The sequence below is a fragment of the Bacillus sp. SRB3LM genome (assembly GCF_015712745.1).
Lineage (GTDB): Bacteria > Bacillota > Bacilli > Bacillales > Bacillaceae_G > Bacillus_A > Bacillus_A thuringiensis_K.
Map to the genome: position 1 here is coordinate 156,781 of NZ_VWVQ01000076.1, position 19,919 is coordinate 176,699.

The following is a 19,919-nucleotide window of genomic DNA, read 5'->3' on the forward strand; positions in this document are numbered from 1 at the left end:
CCCCGTTTGATTATAACTTAAATGTTTTTATAATAAAGAACCGTAGCATCTAACTTTCCATTCGTAGAAATTGCATACCCTGGTATTGTTCCAACTTCTTGGTAGTCTAGTGATTTGTACAATTTATTGGAAGGATCTCCTTCTCTTGTATCTAATACTAAAAGAGACCTGTTTTCTTGCTTTGCTCGTTCCTCTACTTTTTGCATAAGCGATCGTCCAATACCGTTTCGTCTAAAATTTGGATGAGTCATTAATTTGCAAATCTCGGCTCTATGAATTCCGTTAGGCTTAGTAACTAATTGTAATTGAATACTCCCTGCTACTTCGTTGTTTATTTTAGCCACATACAATATCACTTCTGGCGCTAATACTGTTTGCCAATACTTTGTTGCATCTTTTTGTTCCAGTGGAGGCAAAAAACCAATTGATGCCCCATCATTTACAACCATTTTCAAAAGTTTCGAAAGTTCTTCTATATCATTTTCTAGTTTCTTAATTTCTTCAATTACTAAATTCCGCATTACTTTTCCCCCTTTTGTTTCATTGTAACAATTTTTAAAGAAGGAATAATGAAATAATAAGAGGAATTTATAGTTAAGATATGATTTTTTGTGAAAGGATAACGATATGAAATATATATTAGATAGAACGTACGCAAAAGAATTACTCGAATGGGCATATGAACAAAACCCGGGCCCTTGGTTTGAACATTCACTACATGTTGCTCATGCAACTGAAAACATAATTATAGAACTTATAAAAAAAGGGTACAAGCTAGATGCTGACATAGCATATAACGCTGCCCTTTTGCATGATATCGGAAGATACAAAGGTTTTACCAAATCGGTCATTCATTCCTATGATGGTTATATGTATATGAATGATTTAGGGTATACAGGAAACGCTGTTATTTGTGTGACACACTCATTCCCATGCAAAAATGAACATATAGATATCGCAGCGGAATGGAGTCTCGTTCCTGACCATATGAGAAGCCGGTTAGTTGAAATATTAAATGAACATTGTAACTACGACTTATACAATAAAGTAATTACTCTTTGTGACGCTCTTGCTGATGCGGATGGCTTTACTACGCTGGAAAGAAGATTAATTTCTGTTGGTTTGCGTCATGGTACAACATCTCATACATCTTTACATTGGAAAGGGTTTTATGCGATTAAGAAAGAATTAGAAGCTTTAATCGGTAAGAGTATATACACAGTTCTTCCTGATGTAGAAAAATCTATTTATGAAGATATAGAATATTAAAGTAAATACAAATTGAAAACGATAAACTTTGTATGTATGTTTCTAAAAGACTCTTTCAAAAATGGAGGGATTTCTTATTAGTAAAATAGGATTTGACTTGATAAACCTTGAGGGGAATTTTGAATTTGGATATGAAGATATAAAAAAGATTTCTATAAGATGTAAATTTTCTAACTGTTCACATACAAACGAACCAAACTGCGCGGTTAAAAGAGCTATCTCTGACGGTGCTCTTTCTGAAGAAGTAGTTAACAGTTACTATAGAGATTTTAATGAGGCACATTATGTTTCTAAACAGAAAAATAAAACAAAAGCCATTGATTATATGAAGCAATTGAAGCTTTTTACAAAACCTTAAAATTAAATAAATAGTTGTTATTTCTCATTCCTACTAAATTTAAAATTCTCCCATTATTGTATAACCATAAATTGAACCCATCCTAGATAATTTTTATACTCAAATTTAATTTCACATAAAAAACGTTTTAAACATAAAGTTTAAAACGTTTTTTTATTCAATGCTTTTGATTTTTCAATTCTGTTAAACACTCTTGCACTAAAGTTACCGCTTGACTCATCGCAGCTCCGCCAGCAAATGCTGCTGAAACACCACATGCTTCTAGAATCTCTTTATCCGAACATCCTTGATCAAGACAACCTTTTGTATGATAAATTGTACAATACTCATCTTGCGTTGCTAAACTAATTCCTAATGCAATAAGTTGTTTTTCTCTTTTTGTTAAAGAACCCTCTTGAAAACAAGCTTGCGTGAACGCATTATATGTCTCAGCGATTTCAGGAATTTGATTTGTAAAACTACCTATACCTTCTTTATAATGATGTAGAATATCATTTATCGAACTATGTTGCTCATGTTCCATCTTATTCCCTCCAGTCATATTATCCATACTTATTGTAGTATGTGATGAAATGGAGGCAATATACCTTCTTTTAAATTAAGAATTTTCAATTAATTTTAGTTATAATTTTAAATTATCATCGACAATAACTTTTTCTCTAGAACTTTTTCTTTCAACCTCTTTACTTCTTTCTTCCCAAAATGTTAATCCTTCAATCCCCACATTTTTAGGATTAAATACTGGATCTTTCCCTTCTTTTTTCTGCGTTTCATAATCTTTTAACACTTTTAATGCGGTTTTACTTAAAAGTAAGATTGCGATTAAGTTTAACCATGCCATACTACCAATTCCTAAATCTCCAAGATTCCATAAAAGCGACGCTGATTCAACGCTACCGATGTAAACCATAATTAAAAATCCAAATTTTAAAACTGGTTTTAACCAGCCATACTTCAGTTGACGATCTAAATAAGTAAGTGTCGTTTCAGCGATATAGTAATAAGCGAGTAACGTTGTAAATGCAAAAAAGAAAATCGCAATTGAAATAAATATTGGACCAAACCCTGTTATCACAGTTTCAACTGCTTGTTGTGTATAAATTGGACCAGCTTCCACATTTCCTATGTTTTGTACAATGGCGGTTTTCCCTTCAGGTATAACATTATACATACCTGTTATTAAAATCATAAGAGCTGTCGCTGTACATACGACAATTGTATCGATATATACGGAAAACGCTTGAACTAATCCTTGTTTTGCGGGATGCGTTACTTCAGCAGCCGCCGAACTATACGTCGCTTCTCCGACACCAGCAACGTTTGAAAATACAGCGCGTTTTACGCCCCATGCAATAGCTGCACCAACAATTCCACCAAACATTTCATTTACACCAAATGCGCTAGAGAAAATTAAAGCAAACATACTTGGAATCTCCGTTACATTCGCAATTAATATGATACATGTAACAATTACATAACCAATTGCCATAAATGGAACAAGCATTTGAGAAACGCCAGCAATTCTCTTTACACCACCAAAAATAATTGCTGCTAGTAACACGACTAAAAATATACCAGTTATATATTTGCTAATACCATTAGAGTTTTCAAATCCAACTGCGATACTACTAGATTGAATACCTGGTAATAACACGCCATATGAAAGTGTTACAACTACTGCTACAATGACTGCAAACCATTTCATTTTCAAACCTTTCTCAATGAAATATGGAGTACCGCCGCGATATTCATTCCCTACTTTACTTTTGTATACTTGAGATAATGTTGATTCTACAAACGCGCTCGCTGCCCCTAACAAAGCCATTACCCACATCCAAAATACAGCTCCAGGACCGCCGAAAGCAATTGCTGTCGCTACCCCTGCAATATTACCAATTCCAACTCTTCCTGATAAGGCTAAACAAAATGCCTGAAAAGATGATATTCCCGTCTCTGAACTCTTTCCTTCAAATAATAGTTTAATCATCTCTTTAAAATAACGGATTTGCAAAAAGCGTGTTGCAATCGTGAAATATACGCCTGCCCCTAATGCAAAAACAACTAAACCGATACCCCACACTTGCCCTACTAACCATTCTACTAAATTCTCCATCCAAATCCCCCTTATCATTCTTTGGAAAAGCAATTTTGTATATAAAAAAAACGGACAACTATTATCAAACTTTCTAGTTGTCCGCATCTTTCATTATTTCATCCCTCAATTTTTATCAGTAAAACGCCCTATTACTTTATATTTACCCAAACACTTTTCACTTCTGTATAATTATCAAGCGCATATGAACCTAATTCGCGGCCAATACCAGATTGTTTATATCCACCAAATGGTGTAGCTGCATTTTCTAAGTTATAATCATTAATCCACACTGTTCCTGCTTTTAATTTATTTGCTACTTGATGACCCGTTTTGATATTTTGCGTCCATACACCCGCAGCAAGGCCATAGGATGAGTTGTTCGCTCGTTCAATTACTTCTTCTGTCGAATCAAATGGAAGTACGACAACAACTGGTCCAAATATTTCTTCCTTAACGATTGTCATATTGTCTGTAACATCTGTGAATATAGTTGGCTTAACGAAATAACCTTTTTCAAGCGCACGTTCGCCACCAGCCGCAACTGTAGCACCTTCTTTCTTCCCTTGCTCAATATAATTTAACACACGCTCTTGTTGTTTCTTAGATACGAGTGGACCCATTTCCGTTCCTTTCTCCATACCTGCTCCAAGTTTTACGTTGTTCGCCATTTTCACAAGTGCATCTACTACAGTTTCATAATGTTTACGATGAACAAATACACGTGATCCTGCGCTACAATTTTGACCGTGGTTATACATAATACCTTGGAATGCACCATTTATCGCTTCTTCCAAGTCCGCATCTTCTAAAATGATATTTGGTGATTTTCCGCCAAGCTCTAACGTTACATGCTTAATCATTTCTGCAGATTGACGCATAATATACTTTCCTGTAACAGTAGATCCTGTAAAAGCAACTTTATCAATGTCATGATGATTTACAATTGCAGCCCCTGCTTCAGGACCAAAGCCTGATACAAAGTTTACAACGCCGTTTGGAAATCCAGCCTCTTTAAAGAGTTTCGCTGTATATAGTAAAGATAAAGGCGTTTGCTCTGCTGGCTTTAATACAATCGTACAACCTGTCGCCAGTGCAGCTCCCATTTTCCAAGAAGACATAACAAGCGGAAAATTCCACGGAATAATTTGTCCTACAACACCAACAGGTTCATGTCTCGTATAATTCAAGTAATCTTTAGAAATCGGGATTGTTTGCCCAATAATTTTTGTAGCCCATCCTGCGTAATAACGATAATTTTCTACAGTCGCTGAAATATCATCATCAAGTGCTACTTGATATGGCTTTCCATTATCTAAAGCTTCTAGTTGCGCTAATTCTTCTCTATGTTCTTCAATTAAATCTGCTAATTTATAAATAAGATGCGCTCTTTCAGCAGTAGTCATTTCTGCCCACGGGCCAGATTCAAATGCAGATCTTGCCGCTTTTACTGCAGCATCAATATCCTCTTCTTGCGCTTCACATACGACTGCTAGAACCTCTTCTGTTGCTGGATTGTACGTTTCAAACGTCTTTCCGCCAATAGCAGAAACAAATTCGCCATTAATAAACATTTTAATTTCTTCATTTAAAAACGCTTCCACTTTTGGTTTCAGCTCAATATTTGTCTTTAACATTATGTTCTCCTCCTTATTTAAACAGCTGCATGAGCTGCAATATTTGATAAAATCGTTTGAAGCTTTTGATCTTCTTCTACAGTTAACCCTAGTCTTGGATAGCGAGAAGGTCCTCCCGCTTGCCCATGTAATTCCATAGAACGTTTAACGATTTGAACATATTTCCCTGATCCTTCAAGAAACTCGCAAAGTGGTAAAATAGCATCGTTTATTTCCCACGCCTTTTCTAATTCACCATTTTGAAAATGCTCATACATTTTTGTAACGAGACCGGGAACGATATTTCCTGCTACTGAAACCCATCCCGAGGCACCAACTAAATATGATTCCATAACTAAATCTTCAGAACCACAGAAGACTTGGAAAGCCCCTTCACTTTGTCTTACTAAATCTCTCGCTTTTCGAATATCTCCGCTAGATTCTTTAATATGTGTAACATTTTCACACTCTTTTCCAATACGGAGCATTAGCTCTGTACTCATATCAACACCAGAAGTAAATGGATTATTGTATAACATAATTGGTATATTTACAGAGTTTGAGATTTCTTTAAAATGAAAATAAATCTCCTCTTCCTTCGGTTTACAATAGTAAGAGTTTATAATTAATACACAATCCGCTCCGTGCGCTTCTGCATGTTTCGTATATTCAATTGTTTCTTTCGTCGTCTCTGCTGCAGTTCCAACAATAACTGGAATACGGCCATCAATTTCTTTCAACACGGTTGCTACCATTTTAAATCGTTCTTCTTTTGATAAACTTACAAATTCTCCTGTACTTCCATTAATGATGATACCTGCAACGTTTTGTTCGATAAAGTAATTTACATTTTGCTTTACCCCATCCCAATTAATTTCCTGAAATTCATCCATCGGTGTTATTAATACTGGAAATGCCCCTTTAATTTTTTGCATATTTATCTCTCCCTATCACATTTTATTTTAATAAGAAACCTGCCGGAAACGGATCCGTAGGGTCTAATAGAAACGTCTGCATCCCTGTAATAAACCCTCTACTTTCAAAACGGAAAATGTATCCTAGTTCCTCCTTCTTCACTTTCTCCACAGTTATAAAACTATTAAATATACTTTCATTTTTAAAAGGTTTATCCGCCATATAATCATTTTTAAATAACGCATGAACATAGGAAACAATAGTAGAAACAAAACCTGGCGAACGTACGATAAAGTTATCTTCATGAAATGTAATCGATTTTATATGGTTCTTTTCTTTTTGCGAAGGATCTACTAAAATAAGCCCTTTTATTAGCGACTGTATTTGTATAGCCTGCAGTGTAGCTTCTCCCCATCTTTTCAATTCAGAAATGTTTTCCATGCGAATTTCTGGCGAATACGCACCTTTTTCTACAACTGCATATACTTTATCTGCTTGTATAAGAGAATAACTTACATTACCAATCTGTAAATTTTTCTCAATCATATAGCATAGTTTGCTTTCAAACGAAACCGATATAACTTCATCATTCTCTACATACGCATGAACTAAAAATATTCCACATAACGTTTCAATTTTGTATTGATTGGACTCTCTCTTTTTTAAATACCCACTTTCGAGTAACATCGTTATTACTGCAACAATGCCTCCATAATGAAGCGGAATCGAACCTTCATGATTAAAAAATAATACAGCTGCATCCACTTCATTATAGATAGATGGAACGACAATACACCCATTCAAACCGATAAAACCACGTGGTTCATTTAATAAAAGCTTCATCTCTTCTGCTAATTCACCTGAAAATTGTTCATTTAATTGCTCCAAACTGTAGTAGTATTTGCATGGTACGTCTTTCATTACACGAAATGCCTCGCCATTTACATGTACGTCTACTGCTGTATACATTTTTTGAATGTTCATTTTATATCCTCCGTTTCATGTTCCATCGGCGGAATTAGCAAAAACCCTTCTTTAAGTGGATCCATTTCATTGTAAAAAAATCTATGCATACCCATAAGCCAAGCTGATCCCGTAATTTTCGTTATGACAGCTTCAATATTTTCAACATGTGTCGTATTCATGACATATCCTTTAAATAAAGAACCAACGATACTCTCATGAATGAACTCTTCACCAATTTCGATTTCTTTCTGAGCGTATAATACAGCTAGCTTCGCAGATGTTCCTGTACCGCATGGAGATCGATCTATTCCGCCTGGTGGTACAACAACTGTATTTTTCACATGCGCACATTCATGAGTAGGATCTGTATAAAATTCAACATGTGTTAATCCTCTTATAAACGAATACTCTGGATGAGTGATTTCAAACTTCTCATTAATTGTGTTCCTTATATGAATCGCCTTATCGATGATTGTAGATGCATTTTCTGGTACTAATTCTAGATCTACTGATTTCGCATCAATAATGGCATAAAAATTCCCTCCATACGCAATATCAGCCTCTATAGTTCCAATGTCTTTCACTTGTACAGTAATATTTTTCAATAAAAAAGCTGGTATGTTACAGAAAGATACTTCTTTTGCTTTTCCATCTTGAACAGCAATATCTACTTCAACTAAGCCAGCCGGTGTATCTAGTTTTAAAGAAGTAATCGGTTCAACTACCGGAATTAAACCTGATTCAACTAACGCTGTACATACACCGATTGTATCGTGACCACACATCGGTAAATATCCACCTGTCTCTATGTATATAACACCTATATCAGCCTCAGGATGACACGGGTCTGTTAATAATGCTCCTGACATTACATCATGACCACGCGGTTCATTCATTAACAATTTTCGAATCCAATCATACTCCTTTTTCATATGTAACATCTTCTCTACCATCGTCTCTCCAATCAACTTTGGAAGTCCACTAATTAATGTCCTCGTTGGATTCCCACCTGTGTGTGTATCAATCGTCGTAAAGGCTCTTTGTGACCTCATCCGTTTAACACCCTTTCTGTAAAACGACTCAAACGAAGTGGTTCAATAGGAATAATTGTCTCTTTTTCATTTAATAACTCTTCAATTACTTTTCCAGTAACTGCTGCAAGACTAATCCCATCACCTTCATGTCCAGCGGCAATGAAATAATTCGGAATATGTTCCACTCGTGAAATAATCGGTAAATGATCTTCCGTCCACGGACGTAAACCAGCGTAAGAACGAATTACCATCATATCTGCCATTTTGGGATAAAAACGAATTGCTCTATTTGCGATACATTTAATGACTTCATTATTTATCCTCGTATGAAATCCTACAAATTCACGACTACTACCAATTAAGAAATTTTGACTTTCAGTAGGCTCAAATACGAGCGCAACCCCGTATTTTTCAGTTAAAGCATCCACTTTTCGTTTTCCGCCAAATTTAGAAATTAAATAACCGAATTCCATTACTTTACGGCATCCTACGTGTTGTTGCCTTGAAGCTACAATAATATGCCCTTTTCTCGGTTCAATTGGTATATTTATATTTAACATCTGACCAATCTTAGGAGCCCACACACCGGCTGCATTTACAACTTGTTGTGCTGTAAAAGTTCCATTCGTAGTTTCTACAACAAATGAACCATCCGTCTCTATTTCCATACTCTTTACTTCCGTCTGCTTAAAAGCTTTTGCGCCAAACTTTTGTGCCTCTGACACAAGCGAGAAAGCAAGGAGATATGGATTCACAGTTGAATCCGTCGCACATTCTAAACCACCTAATAAATCATCAGCAAAAAAAGGCGACTCTTCCCTTATATCTTGCCTATCAAGCATTCGAAACGGTAATCCAGCTTCTTTTTGCCGATTTACCCATTGCTGCGCAGCTTCCATCTCTTCGTCTGACTCACATACGAGAATACTTCCTGGTGCCCTATATTCAAATGAATGCTCTAATTCTTCACTTAAATCAGTTACTAATTTTTGACTTACTAAAGACATTTGACTATCAAATCCCGGGTCTTTATCAATGGCCAAAATATTCCCATCACACCGTGAAGACGTCCCGCTGACAAATTCCCCTTTTTCAATGATTGTTACGTCTCTTCCGTATTTTGAAGTGTAATAAGCGATAGAACACCCTATTATTCCACCACCTATAATTAAAACGTCGCAGTGCCTCACAATATACTCCTCCTTTCCTAGCCCTCTCACTTTCTTTTCATGCAATTGACGTGCCAATTCTGTACATATACAATTTTTATAAATAATATTTTTATTTGTAAAAATATTTTAAATTTATAGTAAATAGGTGTATTATTTTTTTATCACTGTCAAAATTTTTATACATAACAGGAGGACATTATGGAATTTTCATTCCCGACTATACAAGAATTTTTGGAAAGCGTTTTAATCAATCATACATGTTGCCTTGATCGCATTAAGAAAATAAACGAAAGGTTTTATTATCTCCCTTCTACTACAGAAGAATATAATTGCGCAATTATTTATGTAGATGACTCATTCACTGCATTAATTGACGCTTTTTCTTATGAATTAGCTGTTATCATCCTTAACGAAAACGATGAGCCGATATGCTGTATAACTTCTCAGCAAATGATTCTATTTCTTTATAAGTCCTACAATGAACTACAGTCATTTTATGACACTGTAATACAAACAACTGACTCTTCTGTTACAGTAATTGATAGTAAAGAATGCGTTCGAACTTGGACAGATGGTGCTGAAAAAATATTTTCAGTCAACCATAATGAGATTATTGGGCAACCGATTACTCGTTTTTTTGATTATAAAGACTTGGAAATTTTACAATCTTTACATGATGGAAAAAGCATAGTCGCTCAGTTCCATCAGCCTCGCCCCGATTTATTCGTATTAATTAATTCAAATCCAGTTTATTGTAATGATGAAATTATAGGAGCAGTCGTTTCAGAAACAGATGTTACAAATCAAGTCGCTTTAAATGAAAAACTATTTAATATGTCACATGAAATGCACCGTTTAGAACAAGAAGTGGCAAAGTATAAAGATGAATCCGATCCATTCCTTGCGATGAATGGAAAAAGTCCTGTTATACAAAGAACGATACAATTAGCTAGAAAAGTTTGTTCGGTAAAATCAACTGTTTTAATACTTGGGGAAAGCGGAGTTGGAAAAGAAGTATTTGCGAAAGCAATTCATGAAGCAAGTGAAGCAGCGAAGGCGCCTTTCATTTCGATTAACTGCGGGGCAATTCCAGAAGCATTATTTGAAAGTGAATTATTCGGTTACGAGCGTGGGGCGTTTTCTGGAGCAAATAGTAAAGGAAAAAAAGGTAAAATTGAACTCGCGCAAGGCGGTACTTTATTTCTTGATGAAATAGGTGAAATGCCACTTGATATGCAAGTAAAACTGTTACGTGTACTGCAAGAGCGAAAGTATTACCGAGTTGGTGGTGAAAAAGAAATTAATATTGATTTCCGTATTATCGCTGCTACAAATCGTGATTTACAAGAAGAAATGATAAAAGGAACTTTCCGAGAAGATTTATATTACCGCTTAAATGTAGTTAGCTTGCAGATTCCACCGCTGCGCGAAAGACGCGAGGATATTATTGAATTAACCTATTCTTTCTTAAACGATTTTTCAATCAACTATAACAGACCAATTCGTGACTTACCTTCAAGCATTATGCATGAACTGCTTCATTACAATTGGCCAGGTAATATTCGCGAACTTCGAAACGTTGTTGAACGGCTTGTGGTATTCGCAACAGACGGAATTATAAAACAAGAATATTTACCATTTCATACGACTGAAACTTTAGACAACCATACAGCCCATTCCCTATTACTCAGCAACAATAATACAATCCTTTCTTTACAAGAAGAGATGGATGAGCATGAGAAAAAAGTTATTGAAAGGGCTTTACGAATTTTAAATGGGAATAAATTAGAATGCGCAAAACAACTTGGTGTAACAAGGGCTACTTTATATAACCGTTTAAAGAAACTTGGACTTCAATAAAGAATCAGTATGCACCGATCAGGCGTTTACAGGTAGCCCTCTCTCCCTCCTCTATATTGGCATGATTTTTGCATATATAATTTGTGAAAACCGAACTAGAGGAGGAATACATATGACAAATAAAAACAACTTAATCGTTTGTCGTTGTGAAGAGGTTACATATGGGCAACTTCAATCGACAATTGCTGAATATAACTGTTCGGCAAGAGAATTAAAACTAAGAACACGTGCTGGCATGGGATTTTGCGGTGGTCGCACATGCAGAATAATGATAGATCGAATGATTGAAAATGCGAATCCTGACGTAACTCTTAATGAACTACCGTTAAAATATCAACCACCAATACGTGCAGTTACTTTTGGATCGGTAGGTGAAAGTAAATGAGTAGAATTACACATCACCCTATTTTAGGTACTTTACAAAGTAGTGAGCGTATTACCTTTCAATTTAACGGTCATCAATACGGAGCATATGAACATGAAACGATAGCTGCTGCCCTGTTAGCAAATGGAATACGGACATTAAGAGTTCATGAAGATAGCGGAGCACCGCGAGGTATTTATTGTAATATCGGGCACTGTTCCGAATGCCGCATGACAGTAAATAATCAAACAAATGTGCGCGCATGCTTAACTGTTGTAGAAGAAAACATGGTTGTTGAAAGCGGGAAACAGCATCCGAATATCGTGAGAGAGATGGTGAAAAAACGATGAGTGATGTAATTATTATTGGTGCAGGGCCAGCGGGATTATCTGCTTCTATTTCTTGTGCTCGTTTCGGACTAAAAGTGCTCGTTATTGATGAATTTATGAAGCCGGGCGGGAGATTGTTAGGACAGTTGCATCAAGAGCCTACTGGAGAATGGTGGAACGGAATAAAAGAATCGAAGCGACTTCATGAAGAAGCAGAATCACTTTCAGTACATATCAGGTGCGGTGTTTCGGTCTATAATTTAGATAGAGATGAAAACAATTGGTTTGTACATACTAATATCGGTACGTTAGAAGCACCTTTCGTACTACTTGCTACTGGAGCTGCGGAACATTCTATTCCCCTTCCTGGCTGGACACTTCCAGGAGTGATGTCAATTGGAGCAGCTCAAGTTATGACAAATGTTCATCGCGTGCAAGTTGGAAAAAAAGGAATTATTATTGGTGCTAACATTTTGTCTTTCGCCATTTTAAGTGAATTGCAATTAGCGGGAATTACAGTGGATCATATTGTACTCCCTGAGAAAAGCGAGTTAAGTCAAAAAGCTGGTGAACCTGAAGAAGTTTTAAACTCTCTTTTAAATGCAGCTCACCTCGCTCCTTCTGCTTTCTTGCGAATAGGTAGCCACTTTATGAAATTTGATTGGATTCGAAAAGTTGGATTAACATTCTATCCAAACAACGGAATGAAAATAAACGGAACGCCACTTCACCTTCGGAAAGCAGCTCTTGAAATTATCGGAACAGATCAAGTTGAAGGTGTACGTATTGCTAATATTGACTCTAAAGGAAATGTTATTAATGGATCAGAGAAAATATATGAAGCAGATTTTGTTTGTATTGCCGGAGGATTATACCCACTTGCCGAACTTGCAGCTGTAGCTGGTTGTCCCTTCCATTACATTTCAGAATTAGGCGGACACGTTCCTCTCCATTCCGAAACAATGGAAACCCCTCTTCCTGGTTTATTTGTAGCCGGCAATATTACAGGCATTGAAAGCGGAAAAATTGCGATGGCGCAAGGAACAGTTGCAGGTCTATCTATTGCTAAATATGCAAGCAAAAAACGTGATATAGTCGACCAACAATTATCTCACGCCATTCAAAACGTTCGCTTTATTCGTCAGAAAGCTGCAATTCAGTTTAATCCGATAGTAGATATCGGTAGACGAAAAATGAATGAAATTTGGCGTGATTACTCATCTACATATGCACATACTAAAAAGAGCTGCTGAGATTATTCTCAACAGCTCTCTTCTCTACTCATCTGAGTTATTAAATTTCGCTAATGCGTAAATGCCTTCTTCATCATCTAATTCAAGTTGTAATCTCGCTGCGAATGGATTGACATTATATTCTCTGTCAAGCAATAAGCGTAAAGCTTCGATTAAGTTTGCTTGAATTAAAATTTGCTGGCGACCATTTACCTCTACTTCCGCAGAGAAACCGTAGTCATCGTCATACATGAGTTCAACTAACACTTCTTCTGGACCCACTTGTCTTTTTTCAGCTATATATACGCACAGCGCATTTATAAGCTCTTGTTCAGAAATTTTTATTGTTTCCATGCTACTTCATCTGCCTTCTTCTTACGTTGGTCTTTGAAGTATTTAAATGCACGAACTGCTAACATTACGATACCAGCCATTACTAACATATTTACCATAAACGCTAATACAGAACCAAGAGCTCCCATATTTGCAAATAAGCTACCCATTAGTAAACCACCAAGACCACCTAGTAATAAACCTTTCATAAAGCTTCCTTTATTACTTTTTGGTGTTGTGTTTGTTGCTTTCGTTTTTGAATCTGGAGTCGTTTTTTGAGAATTTACATTTGAGTCTTTTTTGTTTAAATCAACTTTTGACTTTTGACCTGAACTTGGTGTAAATGATTTTTTACCAGATTTGTAACTTTTCGCTGCCGCATGATCTACGAACATAAAGCTGCTAGCCCCAAAGATAACCATGAATGCTGTCATTACTGTTACAAGTTTTTTCAACATATTATATCCATTCTCCTTTTATATAGATATATGTGAAACCTATCTTTCTAGTAAATTCAGAATGATAGATTTGTTTTTAAGAACATTTTAAAGGTTCTTATGAACTTATTATATGAACTTTTGTCGAAATATGCAAGTATTATTTACTTTCAACAGTTTGGTCACAAGGGAAAAATTAAGCAAAACAGAATTGACTTTAAATGAAACAAAACATATTATAAGTTCATAAGAACTTTTTATTATTTTGGAGGTGAAAAGATGGAAACATTTCATCTCACACGAAATGAAATGGCTACCCTTCTTCTATCACTAAGAGGATGGAATACGAAAAAGCCTCTCGGTATTTTACAAGAAGCTTGGGCAAAGTCACATAAAAAAGATATTGAAAGCGGACAAAGCGTTACAGCTTTTATTACTACCGCACTTTCACCTATTTTTGAAAAGCTGATTAAAATTGACGATACTGATGTCGGTTTTTCTTTAAATGAAATAGTTGCGCTTGGCAATCAGATTGAAAACACAAGTTTCTCTGTAACTGCTATGCAAAACTGGGTGAAACGAGATATAAAAGAAATGATTGGCTCTCCTCAAAAAGGGAAAAAATATTCAATTGAACAAGCAGCCTTACTATTTATTGTCGAAGATTTAAAAACAGCACTTGATTTTGAATCCATTCGTAAGCTATTACGCCTTATTGTAAATGATCCAGCTGATCGAAGTGATGATTTAATCAATCCTGTTCATTTATATGTAGCATACTCTTCTTTATTTGAAGAACTCAATCAAGGGAATTGCTTACAATTAAATGCAACAGATACCGTTCATACAATTGAAAACATCGTAAAAGAAAAAGCTGATAAAATCGCAAGTAAGTTCGATCAAATTAATAACGAACAACGCGAAGCAATTCGTAACGCTATTATTATTGCGACCCTTTCTGTACATACCGCTTATGTACAAATGTTAGCAAAGCGTTACGTAACAGCAACTTTATTTTTACAGAACTTAGATGTGAAGCCGTAAAAAAACAAGCATCCCCCCGTCATATACGTAGGACAGGGGGATGCTTGTTTTCAATCAATATAAAATACAAAAATCATTTTACATCTAAGTTTCATTCTACAATAGCTCTTGATTATGTAAAAATCATTACTAACCTAACATTCAACAACGTTCATTTATTTCCATTAAATTCCTATCTGATTTTCTCGATAAACTTAATTACTTCATCTTTATAATTATATTTGTCATTAATTTCTTGTAATAATTCAATATCATGCGTATGAGTTTTTCCTGTCTCTAACAGCTCACGATATAAATCAATGTAAGGAAGATTTTTATTCATGGCATTTTTATATTCCTTTTCTACATCGTAAAAAACCTTTTTAAACCTCACATCAGTAATCCCTGCCTCATCAATTTCAAGAATTGCATACTGAGCACGCAAGTCAGAGTTTAGCTTATTCCACTTGTAAAAAGGTTGTCCAACTGTTCCTGGGTTAATAATTAATTGATCATTGCTACTATAGCGCAACAATTGATGGTGGGTATGAGCGTAAATCGCAATATCATAATCACGATCAAATAGCCGATCAAACTGTTCCTGATTATTAGTGGGCCACAAATCTCCTCCGTAATTTTTATTTTGTAGATTATGACTAATACTGATTGATAAATCATTAACCTGTTTTGTTATATGTAATGGTAAATTTTTAACATACTTAATATAGTTTTCATCCAGGTTTTCACATTGATACTGAACTAATCTAGAAACATAAATATCAGTTGCGTTATCAATATCAATATTTTTATTAAGAACGTCAAGAAAACTATCTTCCCAGTTTCCTTGTACATAAGTATCAACGTTAATACTTTCTAATATTTCAAACAAATCATTCGATCCAGGACCAGGCATAATTAAATCTCCTAAAAACCAATAATCAGTCACACCTTCTTTCATAGAATCTTCGATAACTGCTTTTAAAGCAGTTGCATTTCCATGTACATCTGCCAGTACAGCAATTTTATGTTTCATGTATTTTATTCCCTCCTCTAAATTTACGTTTCCATCTCATTCATTTTTTATTTTCGAACCAAATCAAATTGAATAGGCATATTCTTTTTTAGGCAATTTTACTATCTCTTGAATGAAATTTGATTTCTCTAAAATGTCCTCTAACTGCCCCTCACTATGGACGTAAATACCACCTGCATATGAACTGTACGCCTTTTTCTCAGTTATTATCGCTAAATTGTTATTTTCCTTTTTAAAATCACCCTCCACTCCTTTTTGAAATGATAAACTTTTAGTTGGTGAAACATAAAGTTGAATTAAAGATACTATTTCAACATCATCTGATTTTGCAAAGCACTGTATTTCATTTAAAATCATTTCATCTTGTAACGGAAGAAAGTCTTCTACTTCTAACTTCTCTCCTTTATGAAAGAAGTTTTGAAGTTCAGGAGTATAGAACGAAAGATTTTTCTCCTCTATCATTTTAAAAATTGTTTGCAGCAATACGTCTTTTCCTATCACAAACGGGTGGCCAAATCCATTATTGTAAAGCCCTTCTTTCATTTTCATTAATTGTTCGATGAAGGGGATTCCCGATTCTTCAATAACAAGTTTACCGTCAATTAAACGCATGTTAGCAATCAATTCTTCTATCTGTAAACCTTCTAATTCAAGCGACGAGTAATATAAATCTCTATTCCAAAAATCTAATTGATCCATTCCTAATGAATTAAATAAGAGCTCATCTATAATTGGAAAAACTCCATCTTCTGTTAAAGCTTTCGTTACATCATCTAATAATCTAGGTGTTTGATTTAAAATCGTACGTATTTCTTCGTCCTCTTGAATGATTCGTACCGTCCACTCACTATGATTTTCACCCGATATTTGCTGAAAACAATGTGAATATGGCCCATGTCCAACATCATGTAGAAGGGCTACAGTAGATACTAGCTTTCGTTCATATTTCGATAAATGTATGTCACCAATCTCAGTAAGATGTTCTATCACTTTATTTACTAGCACATATACACCTATCGAATGTTCTTTCCTCGTATGTATTGCGTTCTCATGTAAAAAATAAGTATGTCCTTGTTGTTTAATATTCGCCAACCTTTGAAATGCTTTTGTATCTATCAATCGAAGGATATCTCTATCACGAATAGAGATTGGTCCATAAATCGGATCTGTAATATACATACGTTCTCCTCCTATTTTTGTAAATGAAAGACCTATATCATTATACTTAATTTTCAGTCTATTATCATTGATATATGAGAAATTTTTAATAATCTTTTCATTAACCCTTCATGAAAACGTAGCTTATATACTTTACTATAATACTTATGAGAGACATAAAAGAATTGAAATAGCAATCCCCTATGTAAATAAGGTATAATCTACATATAGTGAACCTTTTACGTAATTAAATAAAAGGTTCTTATACTCAAAAATTCATAAACTAGAAGGTGCAACAATGTTAAGTAGTTTTATTCATTCAGTATTAACGTTTTTTGAAGGATTAGGTTATTGGGGCATTATGCTTGGACTTATGATTGAAATTATCCCAAGTGAAATTGTCCTTGCTTATGCAGGATACTTAGTATTCAATGGAAGTATCTCATTTATAGGCGCAGTTGTATTCGGTACAATTGGCGGTGTTATTGCCCAAATCTTTATTTATTGGCTTGGACGATACGGCGGACGCCCTATATTAGAACGTTATGGAAAATATATTTTCATACATAAAAAACAAATAGATGCTGCAGAAGATTGGTTTAATCGTTACGGAACTGGCGTCATTTTTACAGCACGCTTCATTCCAGTAGTGCGTCATGCGATTTCAATTCCTGCTGGTATTACAAAAATGCCTTTACTACGTTTCACTACATTAACAGCACTTGCGATTATCCCTTGGTCTATTATTTTCATTTATTTAGGTGAAAAACTAGGTGAAAATTGGGAAAATATTAACGATATTGCTGGTCCTTATGTGAAATCATTCGCAATTGGTGGCGTCGTACTTATACTTTTATACTTCGTTATAAAAAAATGGACAAAAAAGCGTAAAAATCTTGCTTAAGAATATAACAAAAACCGCTATAAATTCATTCGGAGTTATAGCGGTTTTTTATTTATTTATATATATATATATATATGAATTAATCTTCAAGAATTATATAACACCTTTCCATCTACATTTACATGGATAAGCAACCGTTTGATCATTTCTTTCGTATATTATCTCAAAAAGGAGTGATTCCCCTATGCATTGGCAGCAAAAAATACTATACTTAATCGGACGCCCTATCGGTATTTCCTTCATAAATGGGCAAGGAACTTCTGGTGTATTATGTTCAGCTCATGATGGTCAATTATATGTGTATGAATACCTTTTATCAAGCCCAGTTCGCAATGAAACATTATGATTATAGACAGATTCAAGATATACATGCATTCCCAAATTGTCCTCACCAAAATCCTCTATACTAAAAAAAATCGGAACGGCTCATAGCCATTCCGATTTCTATACTTTATTTCTCAGAATTAAATTTCTGCACTGCTTCATCAAAATAAATCCAACCTTTCCAGCCCAAATGAATCGTATCTTTTAAGAAATACTTATCATATTCATGACCAGAGAAATCAACTACTGGATATCCTGCTTTCTCAACCTGTTCTCGAACTTTTTTATAATACACTTCACGGCGTTCTTTCGGGAATCCAGTATAATCATACCAAGGCCCATTGACAGGTACAGAAATAAAGAGTGGTTTGACATTTTTCTCTTTAAATAAATCTAAAATAATTTGTAAATCATCGTATTCTGGTGATTCATCATATGTTTCATTTGCTCTAAAGTTTTTTAAACCTTTTAGTTTTTTCTTCAGATTATTCTTATGATAATACGGATTTTCAATTCCGAATGTATTTGTAGTAGACTCTGCTTTCCCTTCTTGTTCTGCGTGTTTACGTGCGTCTTCCCAAGAAATTGAACGAAGTCCGATATTTGTTTTCTCTTTCATCGGTTCGATTTTAAATAAAGAGTTAAATAAATCTCTATGATCTAAAATATTTCGATGCATATAAGCAAGTGGTTTAACTAAACCTGCTTTTATGTTATGTTTCGTATCATTATATACAATACCTTCTAATGAATTTTTTAATATATCATCTTCTTGAACAACTTTATAATCTAATAGCCGTTTCGCGATTTGCTTCTTCATTTCTGGATTTATCTCATCATTAAAAATAAAATGATATGCTTGTTGTTTGGAGAAATTATTAGTGAAATCCCCTTGTGATACACCAGTCTTTGTAAACCATTGTGGTGAAAGAACAAAGACTACTTTTTTACCTTCTAATTCATCCATAGTAGATGTCATATTTAAAATATGAGCTAAACTTTGTGTACCGCCAGTTCCAATTAAAAACGGTGTAAAACCAGCTGGATTTACTTTGAAATAATTAGACGGATGATATGCATCCATTCGTAAAAATTCTGATGAACCGTACATCGGTAAATACTGTGAATTCTCTAACATTTTTTGCTGTAAGAAAACACTTTGTAATTTCTCTTTTTGTAAAGAAGTAGCCGCATCTTCTACCTTCTTATCACTAATAAGCGATACTAAACTTTTCGATGGGATTAGAATGATAATGAAAAAAAGCACACACGCTAAAATTATAGGACCAAAGGCATGCTTCATTTTCATCTTCTGTCCCTCTTTCTATCGTTATTAACTTGTAACCCTTGTCTTTGACACGCCATCTTTTCTCTCCTTTTTCTCTATACATGTTCCATTCTATTTGTCTATTATATACATGTATGTATTTCCTTCCTTGTTCTATTAAATCCTATAGAAATAGCGCAAGAAAATGTTTCCATAGAAACACGTTAATTATA

The 19,919-nt window shown here is 34.8% G+C and carries 21 protein-coding genes and 1 pseudogene; 9 read left to right on the forward strand and 13 right to left on the reverse strand.

Annotated elements, in window-relative coordinates; genetic code table 11:
• Window positions 1-17: 17 nt before the first annotated feature.
• Window positions 18-521, reverse strand: a complete 504-nt coding sequence (locus F3I02_RS22000; RefSeq protein ID WP_196478439.1) for a GNAT family N-acetyltransferase — start codon at window positions 519-521, stop codon at window positions 18-20.
• A 106-nt stretch (window positions 522-627) separates the two neighbouring features.
• Between F3I02_RS22000 and F3I02_RS22005 the strand changes: the two genes are divergently transcribed.
• Together F3I02_RS22005 and F3I02_RS22010 are read left to right on the forward strand one after the other, a co-directional pair.
• Window positions 628-1,269, forward strand: a complete 642-nt coding sequence (locus F3I02_RS22005) for an HD domain-containing protein (RefSeq protein WP_000874109.1) — start codon at window positions 628-630, stop codon at window positions 1,267-1,269.
• A gap of 61 nt (window positions 1,270-1,330) precedes the next feature.
• Entirely contained in the window at window positions 1,331-1,627 is a 297-nt protein-coding gene (locus tag F3I02_RS22010) for a P-loop NTPase family protein (RefSeq protein ID WP_000398279.1), read from the forward strand.
• Between the two features lie 157 nt (window positions 1,628-1,784).
• Here F3I02_RS22010 and F3I02_RS22015 read toward each other — a convergent pair whose 3' ends face one another.
• The 7 genes from F3I02_RS22015 to F3I02_RS22045 form a co-directional block, all read right to left on the reverse strand.
• On the reverse strand, window positions 1,785-2,177 hold the full coding sequence (locus tag F3I02_RS22015) for a carboxymuconolactone decarboxylase family protein (RefSeq protein ID WP_002005224.1): 393 nt from the start codon (window positions 2,175-2,177) through the stop codon (window positions 1,785-1,787).
• 72 nt (window positions 2,178-2,249) lie between these two features.
• On the reverse strand, window positions 2,250-3,740 hold the full coding sequence (locus F3I02_RS22020) for an alanine/glycine:cation symporter family protein (protein WP_196478440.1): 1,491 nt from the start codon (window positions 3,738-3,740) through the stop codon (window positions 2,250-2,252).
• A gap of 131 nt (window positions 3,741-3,871) precedes the next feature.
• Window positions 3,872-5,356 carry an aldehyde dehydrogenase family protein gene (locus tag F3I02_RS22025; protein WP_000920987.1) on the reverse strand — a complete coding sequence of 495 codons (1,485 nt, stop codon included), beginning with the start codon at window positions 5,354-5,356 and terminating at the stop codon, window positions 3,872-3,874.
• 17 nt (window positions 5,357-5,373) lie between these two features.
• On the reverse strand, window positions 5,374-6,270 hold the full coding sequence (dapA, locus tag F3I02_RS22030) for a 4-hydroxy-tetrahydrodipicolinate synthase (protein WP_001169462.1): 897 nt from the start codon (window positions 6,268-6,270) through the stop codon (window positions 5,374-5,376).
• Window positions 6,271-6,292: 22 nt separating this feature from the next.
• Window positions 6,293-7,234 (reverse strand): proline racemase family protein, encoded by a 942-nt coding sequence (locus F3I02_RS22035; RefSeq protein WP_196478441.1) that lies wholly within the window; start codon window positions 7,232-7,234, stop codon window positions 6,293-6,295.
• Window positions 7,231-8,268 carry a proline racemase family protein gene (locus tag F3I02_RS22040; RefSeq protein WP_001257517.1) on the reverse strand — a complete coding sequence of 346 codons (1,038 nt, stop codon included), beginning with the start codon at window positions 8,266-8,268 and terminating at the stop codon, window positions 7,231-7,233. The genes F3I02_RS22035 and F3I02_RS22040 overlap by 4 nt, the downstream gene beginning before the upstream one ends.
• Window positions 8,265-9,440, reverse strand: coding sequence for an NAD(P)/FAD-dependent oxidoreductase (locus tag F3I02_RS22045; protein ID WP_001215263.1), 1,176 nt, complete (start codon window positions 9,438-9,440; stop codon window positions 8,265-8,267). Before F3I02_RS22045 ends, F3I02_RS22040 begins: the two co-directional genes overlap by 4 nt.
• A gap of 180 nt (window positions 9,441-9,620) precedes the next feature.
• Between F3I02_RS22045 and F3I02_RS22050 the strand changes: the two genes are divergently transcribed.
• The 4 genes from F3I02_RS22050 (at window position 9,621) to F3I02_RS22065 (ending at window position 13,228) form a co-directional block, all read left to right on the forward strand.
• Window positions 9,621-11,282: a sigma-54 interaction domain-containing protein gene (locus F3I02_RS22050; protein ID WP_196478442.1), complete on the forward strand. Its 1,662-nt coding sequence runs from the start codon at window positions 9,621-9,623 to the stop codon at window positions 11,280-11,282.
• A gap of 112 nt (window positions 11,283-11,394) precedes the next feature.
• Complete coding sequence (locus F3I02_RS22055) at window positions 11,395-11,667, forward strand: (2Fe-2S)-binding protein (protein ID WP_000182619.1); 273 nt, start codon at window positions 11,395-11,397, stop codon at window positions 11,665-11,667.
• On the forward strand, window positions 11,664-11,996 hold the full coding sequence (locus F3I02_RS22060; RefSeq protein ID WP_000087066.1) for a (2Fe-2S)-binding protein: 333 nt from the start codon (window positions 11,664-11,666) through the stop codon (window positions 11,994-11,996). Before F3I02_RS22055 ends, F3I02_RS22060 begins: the two co-directional genes overlap by 4 nt.
• Entirely contained in the window at window positions 11,993-13,228 is a 1,236-nt protein-coding gene (locus F3I02_RS22065) for an NAD(P)/FAD-dependent oxidoreductase (protein WP_196478443.1), read from the forward strand. Before F3I02_RS22060 ends, F3I02_RS22065 begins: the two co-directional genes overlap by 4 nt.
• A gap of 24 nt (window positions 13,229-13,252) precedes the next feature.
• Here the strand turns inward: F3I02_RS22065 and F3I02_RS22070 are convergent, their stop codons facing one another.
• Both F3I02_RS22070 and F3I02_RS22075 read right to left on the reverse strand, forming a co-directional pair.
• On the reverse strand, window positions 13,253-13,561 hold the full coding sequence (locus tag F3I02_RS22070) for a YxcD family protein (RefSeq protein WP_063245515.1): 309 nt from the start codon (window positions 13,559-13,561) through the stop codon (window positions 13,253-13,255).
• On the reverse strand, window positions 13,549-13,998 hold the full coding sequence (locus F3I02_RS22075) for a hypothetical protein (RefSeq protein ID WP_196478444.1): 450 nt from the start codon (window positions 13,996-13,998) through the stop codon (window positions 13,549-13,551). The genes F3I02_RS22070 and F3I02_RS22075 overlap by 13 nt, the downstream gene beginning before the upstream one ends.
• 258 nt (window positions 13,999-14,256) lie before the next feature.
• On the opposite strand from F3I02_RS22075, the gene F3I02_RS22080 reads away from it, so the two are divergent.
• Window positions 14,257-15,021, forward strand: a complete 765-nt coding sequence (locus F3I02_RS22080; protein WP_000447231.1) for a DUF1836 domain-containing protein — start codon at window positions 14,257-14,259, stop codon at window positions 15,019-15,021.
• A gap of 172 nt (window positions 15,022-15,193) precedes the next feature.
• On the opposite strand, the gene F3I02_RS22085 is transcribed toward F3I02_RS22080, so the two are convergent.
• Both F3I02_RS22085 and F3I02_RS22090 read right to left on the reverse strand, forming a co-directional pair.
• Entirely contained in the window at window positions 15,194-16,033 is an 840-nt protein-coding gene (locus F3I02_RS22085; RefSeq protein WP_163051921.1) for a metallophosphoesterase family protein, read from the reverse strand.
• 63 nt (window positions 16,034-16,096) lie between these two features.
• On the reverse strand, window positions 16,097-17,212 hold the full coding sequence (locus tag F3I02_RS22090; RefSeq protein WP_196478445.1) for an HD domain-containing protein: 1,116 nt from the start codon (window positions 17,210-17,212) through the stop codon (window positions 16,097-16,099).
• A 277-nt stretch (window positions 17,213-17,489) separates the two neighbouring features.
• On the opposite strand from F3I02_RS22090, the gene uptA reads away from it, so the two are divergent.
• Both uptA and F3I02_RS22100 read left to right on the forward strand, forming a co-directional pair.
• Entirely contained in the window at window positions 17,490-18,095 is a 606-nt protein-coding gene (uptA, locus tag F3I02_RS22095; protein WP_000952913.1) for an undecaprenyl phosphate transporter UptA, read from the forward strand.
• A 184-nt stretch (window positions 18,096-18,279) separates the two neighbouring features.
• Window positions 18,280-18,505 (forward strand): annotated as a pseudogene (locus F3I02_RS22100) (hypothetical protein).
• A gap of 41 nt (window positions 18,506-18,546) precedes the next feature.
• On the opposite strand, the gene dltD reads toward F3I02_RS22100, so the two are convergent.
• Entirely contained in the window at window positions 18,547-19,728 is a 1,182-nt protein-coding gene (dltD, locus tag F3I02_RS22105) for a D-alanyl-lipoteichoic acid biosynthesis protein DltD (protein ID WP_000782300.1), read from the reverse strand.
• Window positions 19,729-19,919: the final 191 nt, after the last annotated feature.

What these genes read in the sequence shown, in the direction of transcription:
- F3I02_RS22060 (WP_000087066.1), top strand. Translation starts at nt 11,664, where the DNA reads ATGAGTAGAATTACACATCACCCTATTTTAGGTACTTTACAAAGTAGT.
- uptA (WP_000952913.1), top strand. Translation starts at nt 17,490, where the DNA reads ATGTTAAGTAGTTTTATTCATTCAGTATTAACGTTTTTTGAAGGATTA.
- F3I02_RS22080 (WP_000447231.1), top strand. Translation starts at nt 14,257, where the DNA reads ATGGAAACATTTCATCTCACACGAAATGAAATGGCTACCCTTCTTCTA.
- F3I02_RS22035 (WP_196478441.1), bottom strand. Translation starts at nt 7,234, where the DNA reads ATGAACATTCAAAAAATGTATACAGCAGTAGACGTACATGTAAATGGC.
- F3I02_RS22075 (WP_196478444.1), bottom strand. Translation starts at nt 13,998, where the DNA reads ATGTTGAAAAAACTTGTAACAGTAATGACAGCATTCATGGTTATCTTT.
- dapA (WP_001169462.1), bottom strand. Translation starts at nt 6,270, where the DNA reads ATGCAAAAAATTAAAGGGGCATTTCCAGTATTAATAACACCGATGGAT.
- F3I02_RS22085 (WP_163051921.1), bottom strand. Translation starts at nt 16,033, where the DNA reads ATGAAACATAAAATTGCTGTACTGGCAGATGTACATGGAAATGCAACT.
- F3I02_RS22065 (WP_196478443.1), top strand. Translation starts at nt 11,993, where the DNA reads ATGAGTGATGTAATTATTATTGGTGCAGGGCCAGCGGGATTATCTGCT.
- F3I02_RS22000 (WP_196478439.1), bottom strand. Translation starts at nt 521, where the DNA reads ATGCGGAATTTAGTAATTGAAGAAATTAAGAAACTAGAAAATGATATA.
- F3I02_RS22040 (WP_001257517.1), bottom strand. Translation starts at nt 8,268, where the DNA reads ATGAGGTCACAAAGAGCCTTTACGACGATTGATACACACACAGGTGGG.
- dltD (WP_000782300.1), bottom strand. Translation starts at nt 19,728, where the DNA reads ATGAAAATGAAGCATGCCTTTGGTCCTATAATTTTAGCGTGTGTGCTT.
- F3I02_RS22015 (WP_002005224.1), bottom strand. Translation starts at nt 2,177, where the DNA reads ATGGATAATATGACTGGAGGGAATAAGATGGAACATGAGCAACATAGT.
- F3I02_RS22070 (WP_063245515.1), bottom strand. Translation starts at nt 13,561, where the DNA reads ATGGAAACAATAAAAATTTCTGAACAAGAGCTTATAAATGCGCTGTGC.
- F3I02_RS22020 (WP_196478440.1), bottom strand. Translation starts at nt 3,740, where the DNA reads ATGGAGAATTTAGTAGAATGGTTAGTAGGGCAAGTGTGGGGTATCGGT.
- F3I02_RS22025 (WP_000920987.1), bottom strand. Translation starts at nt 5,356, where the DNA reads ATGTTAAAGACAAATATTGAGCTGAAACCAAAAGTGGAAGCGTTTTTA.
- F3I02_RS22090 (WP_196478445.1), bottom strand. Translation starts at nt 17,212, where the DNA reads ATGTATATTACAGATCCGATTTATGGACCAATCTCTATTCGTGATAGA.
- F3I02_RS22005 (WP_000874109.1), top strand. Translation starts at nt 628, where the DNA reads ATGAAATATATATTAGATAGAACGTACGCAAAAGAATTACTCGAATGG.
- F3I02_RS22010 (WP_000398279.1), top strand. Translation starts at nt 1,331, where the DNA reads ATGGAGGGATTTCTTATTAGTAAAATAGGATTTGACTTGATAAACCTT.
- F3I02_RS22055 (WP_000182619.1), top strand. Translation starts at nt 11,395, where the DNA reads ATGACAAATAAAAACAACTTAATCGTTTGTCGTTGTGAAGAGGTTACA.
- F3I02_RS22050 (WP_196478442.1), top strand. Translation starts at nt 9,621, where the DNA reads ATGGAATTTTCATTCCCGACTATACAAGAATTTTTGGAAAGCGTTTTA.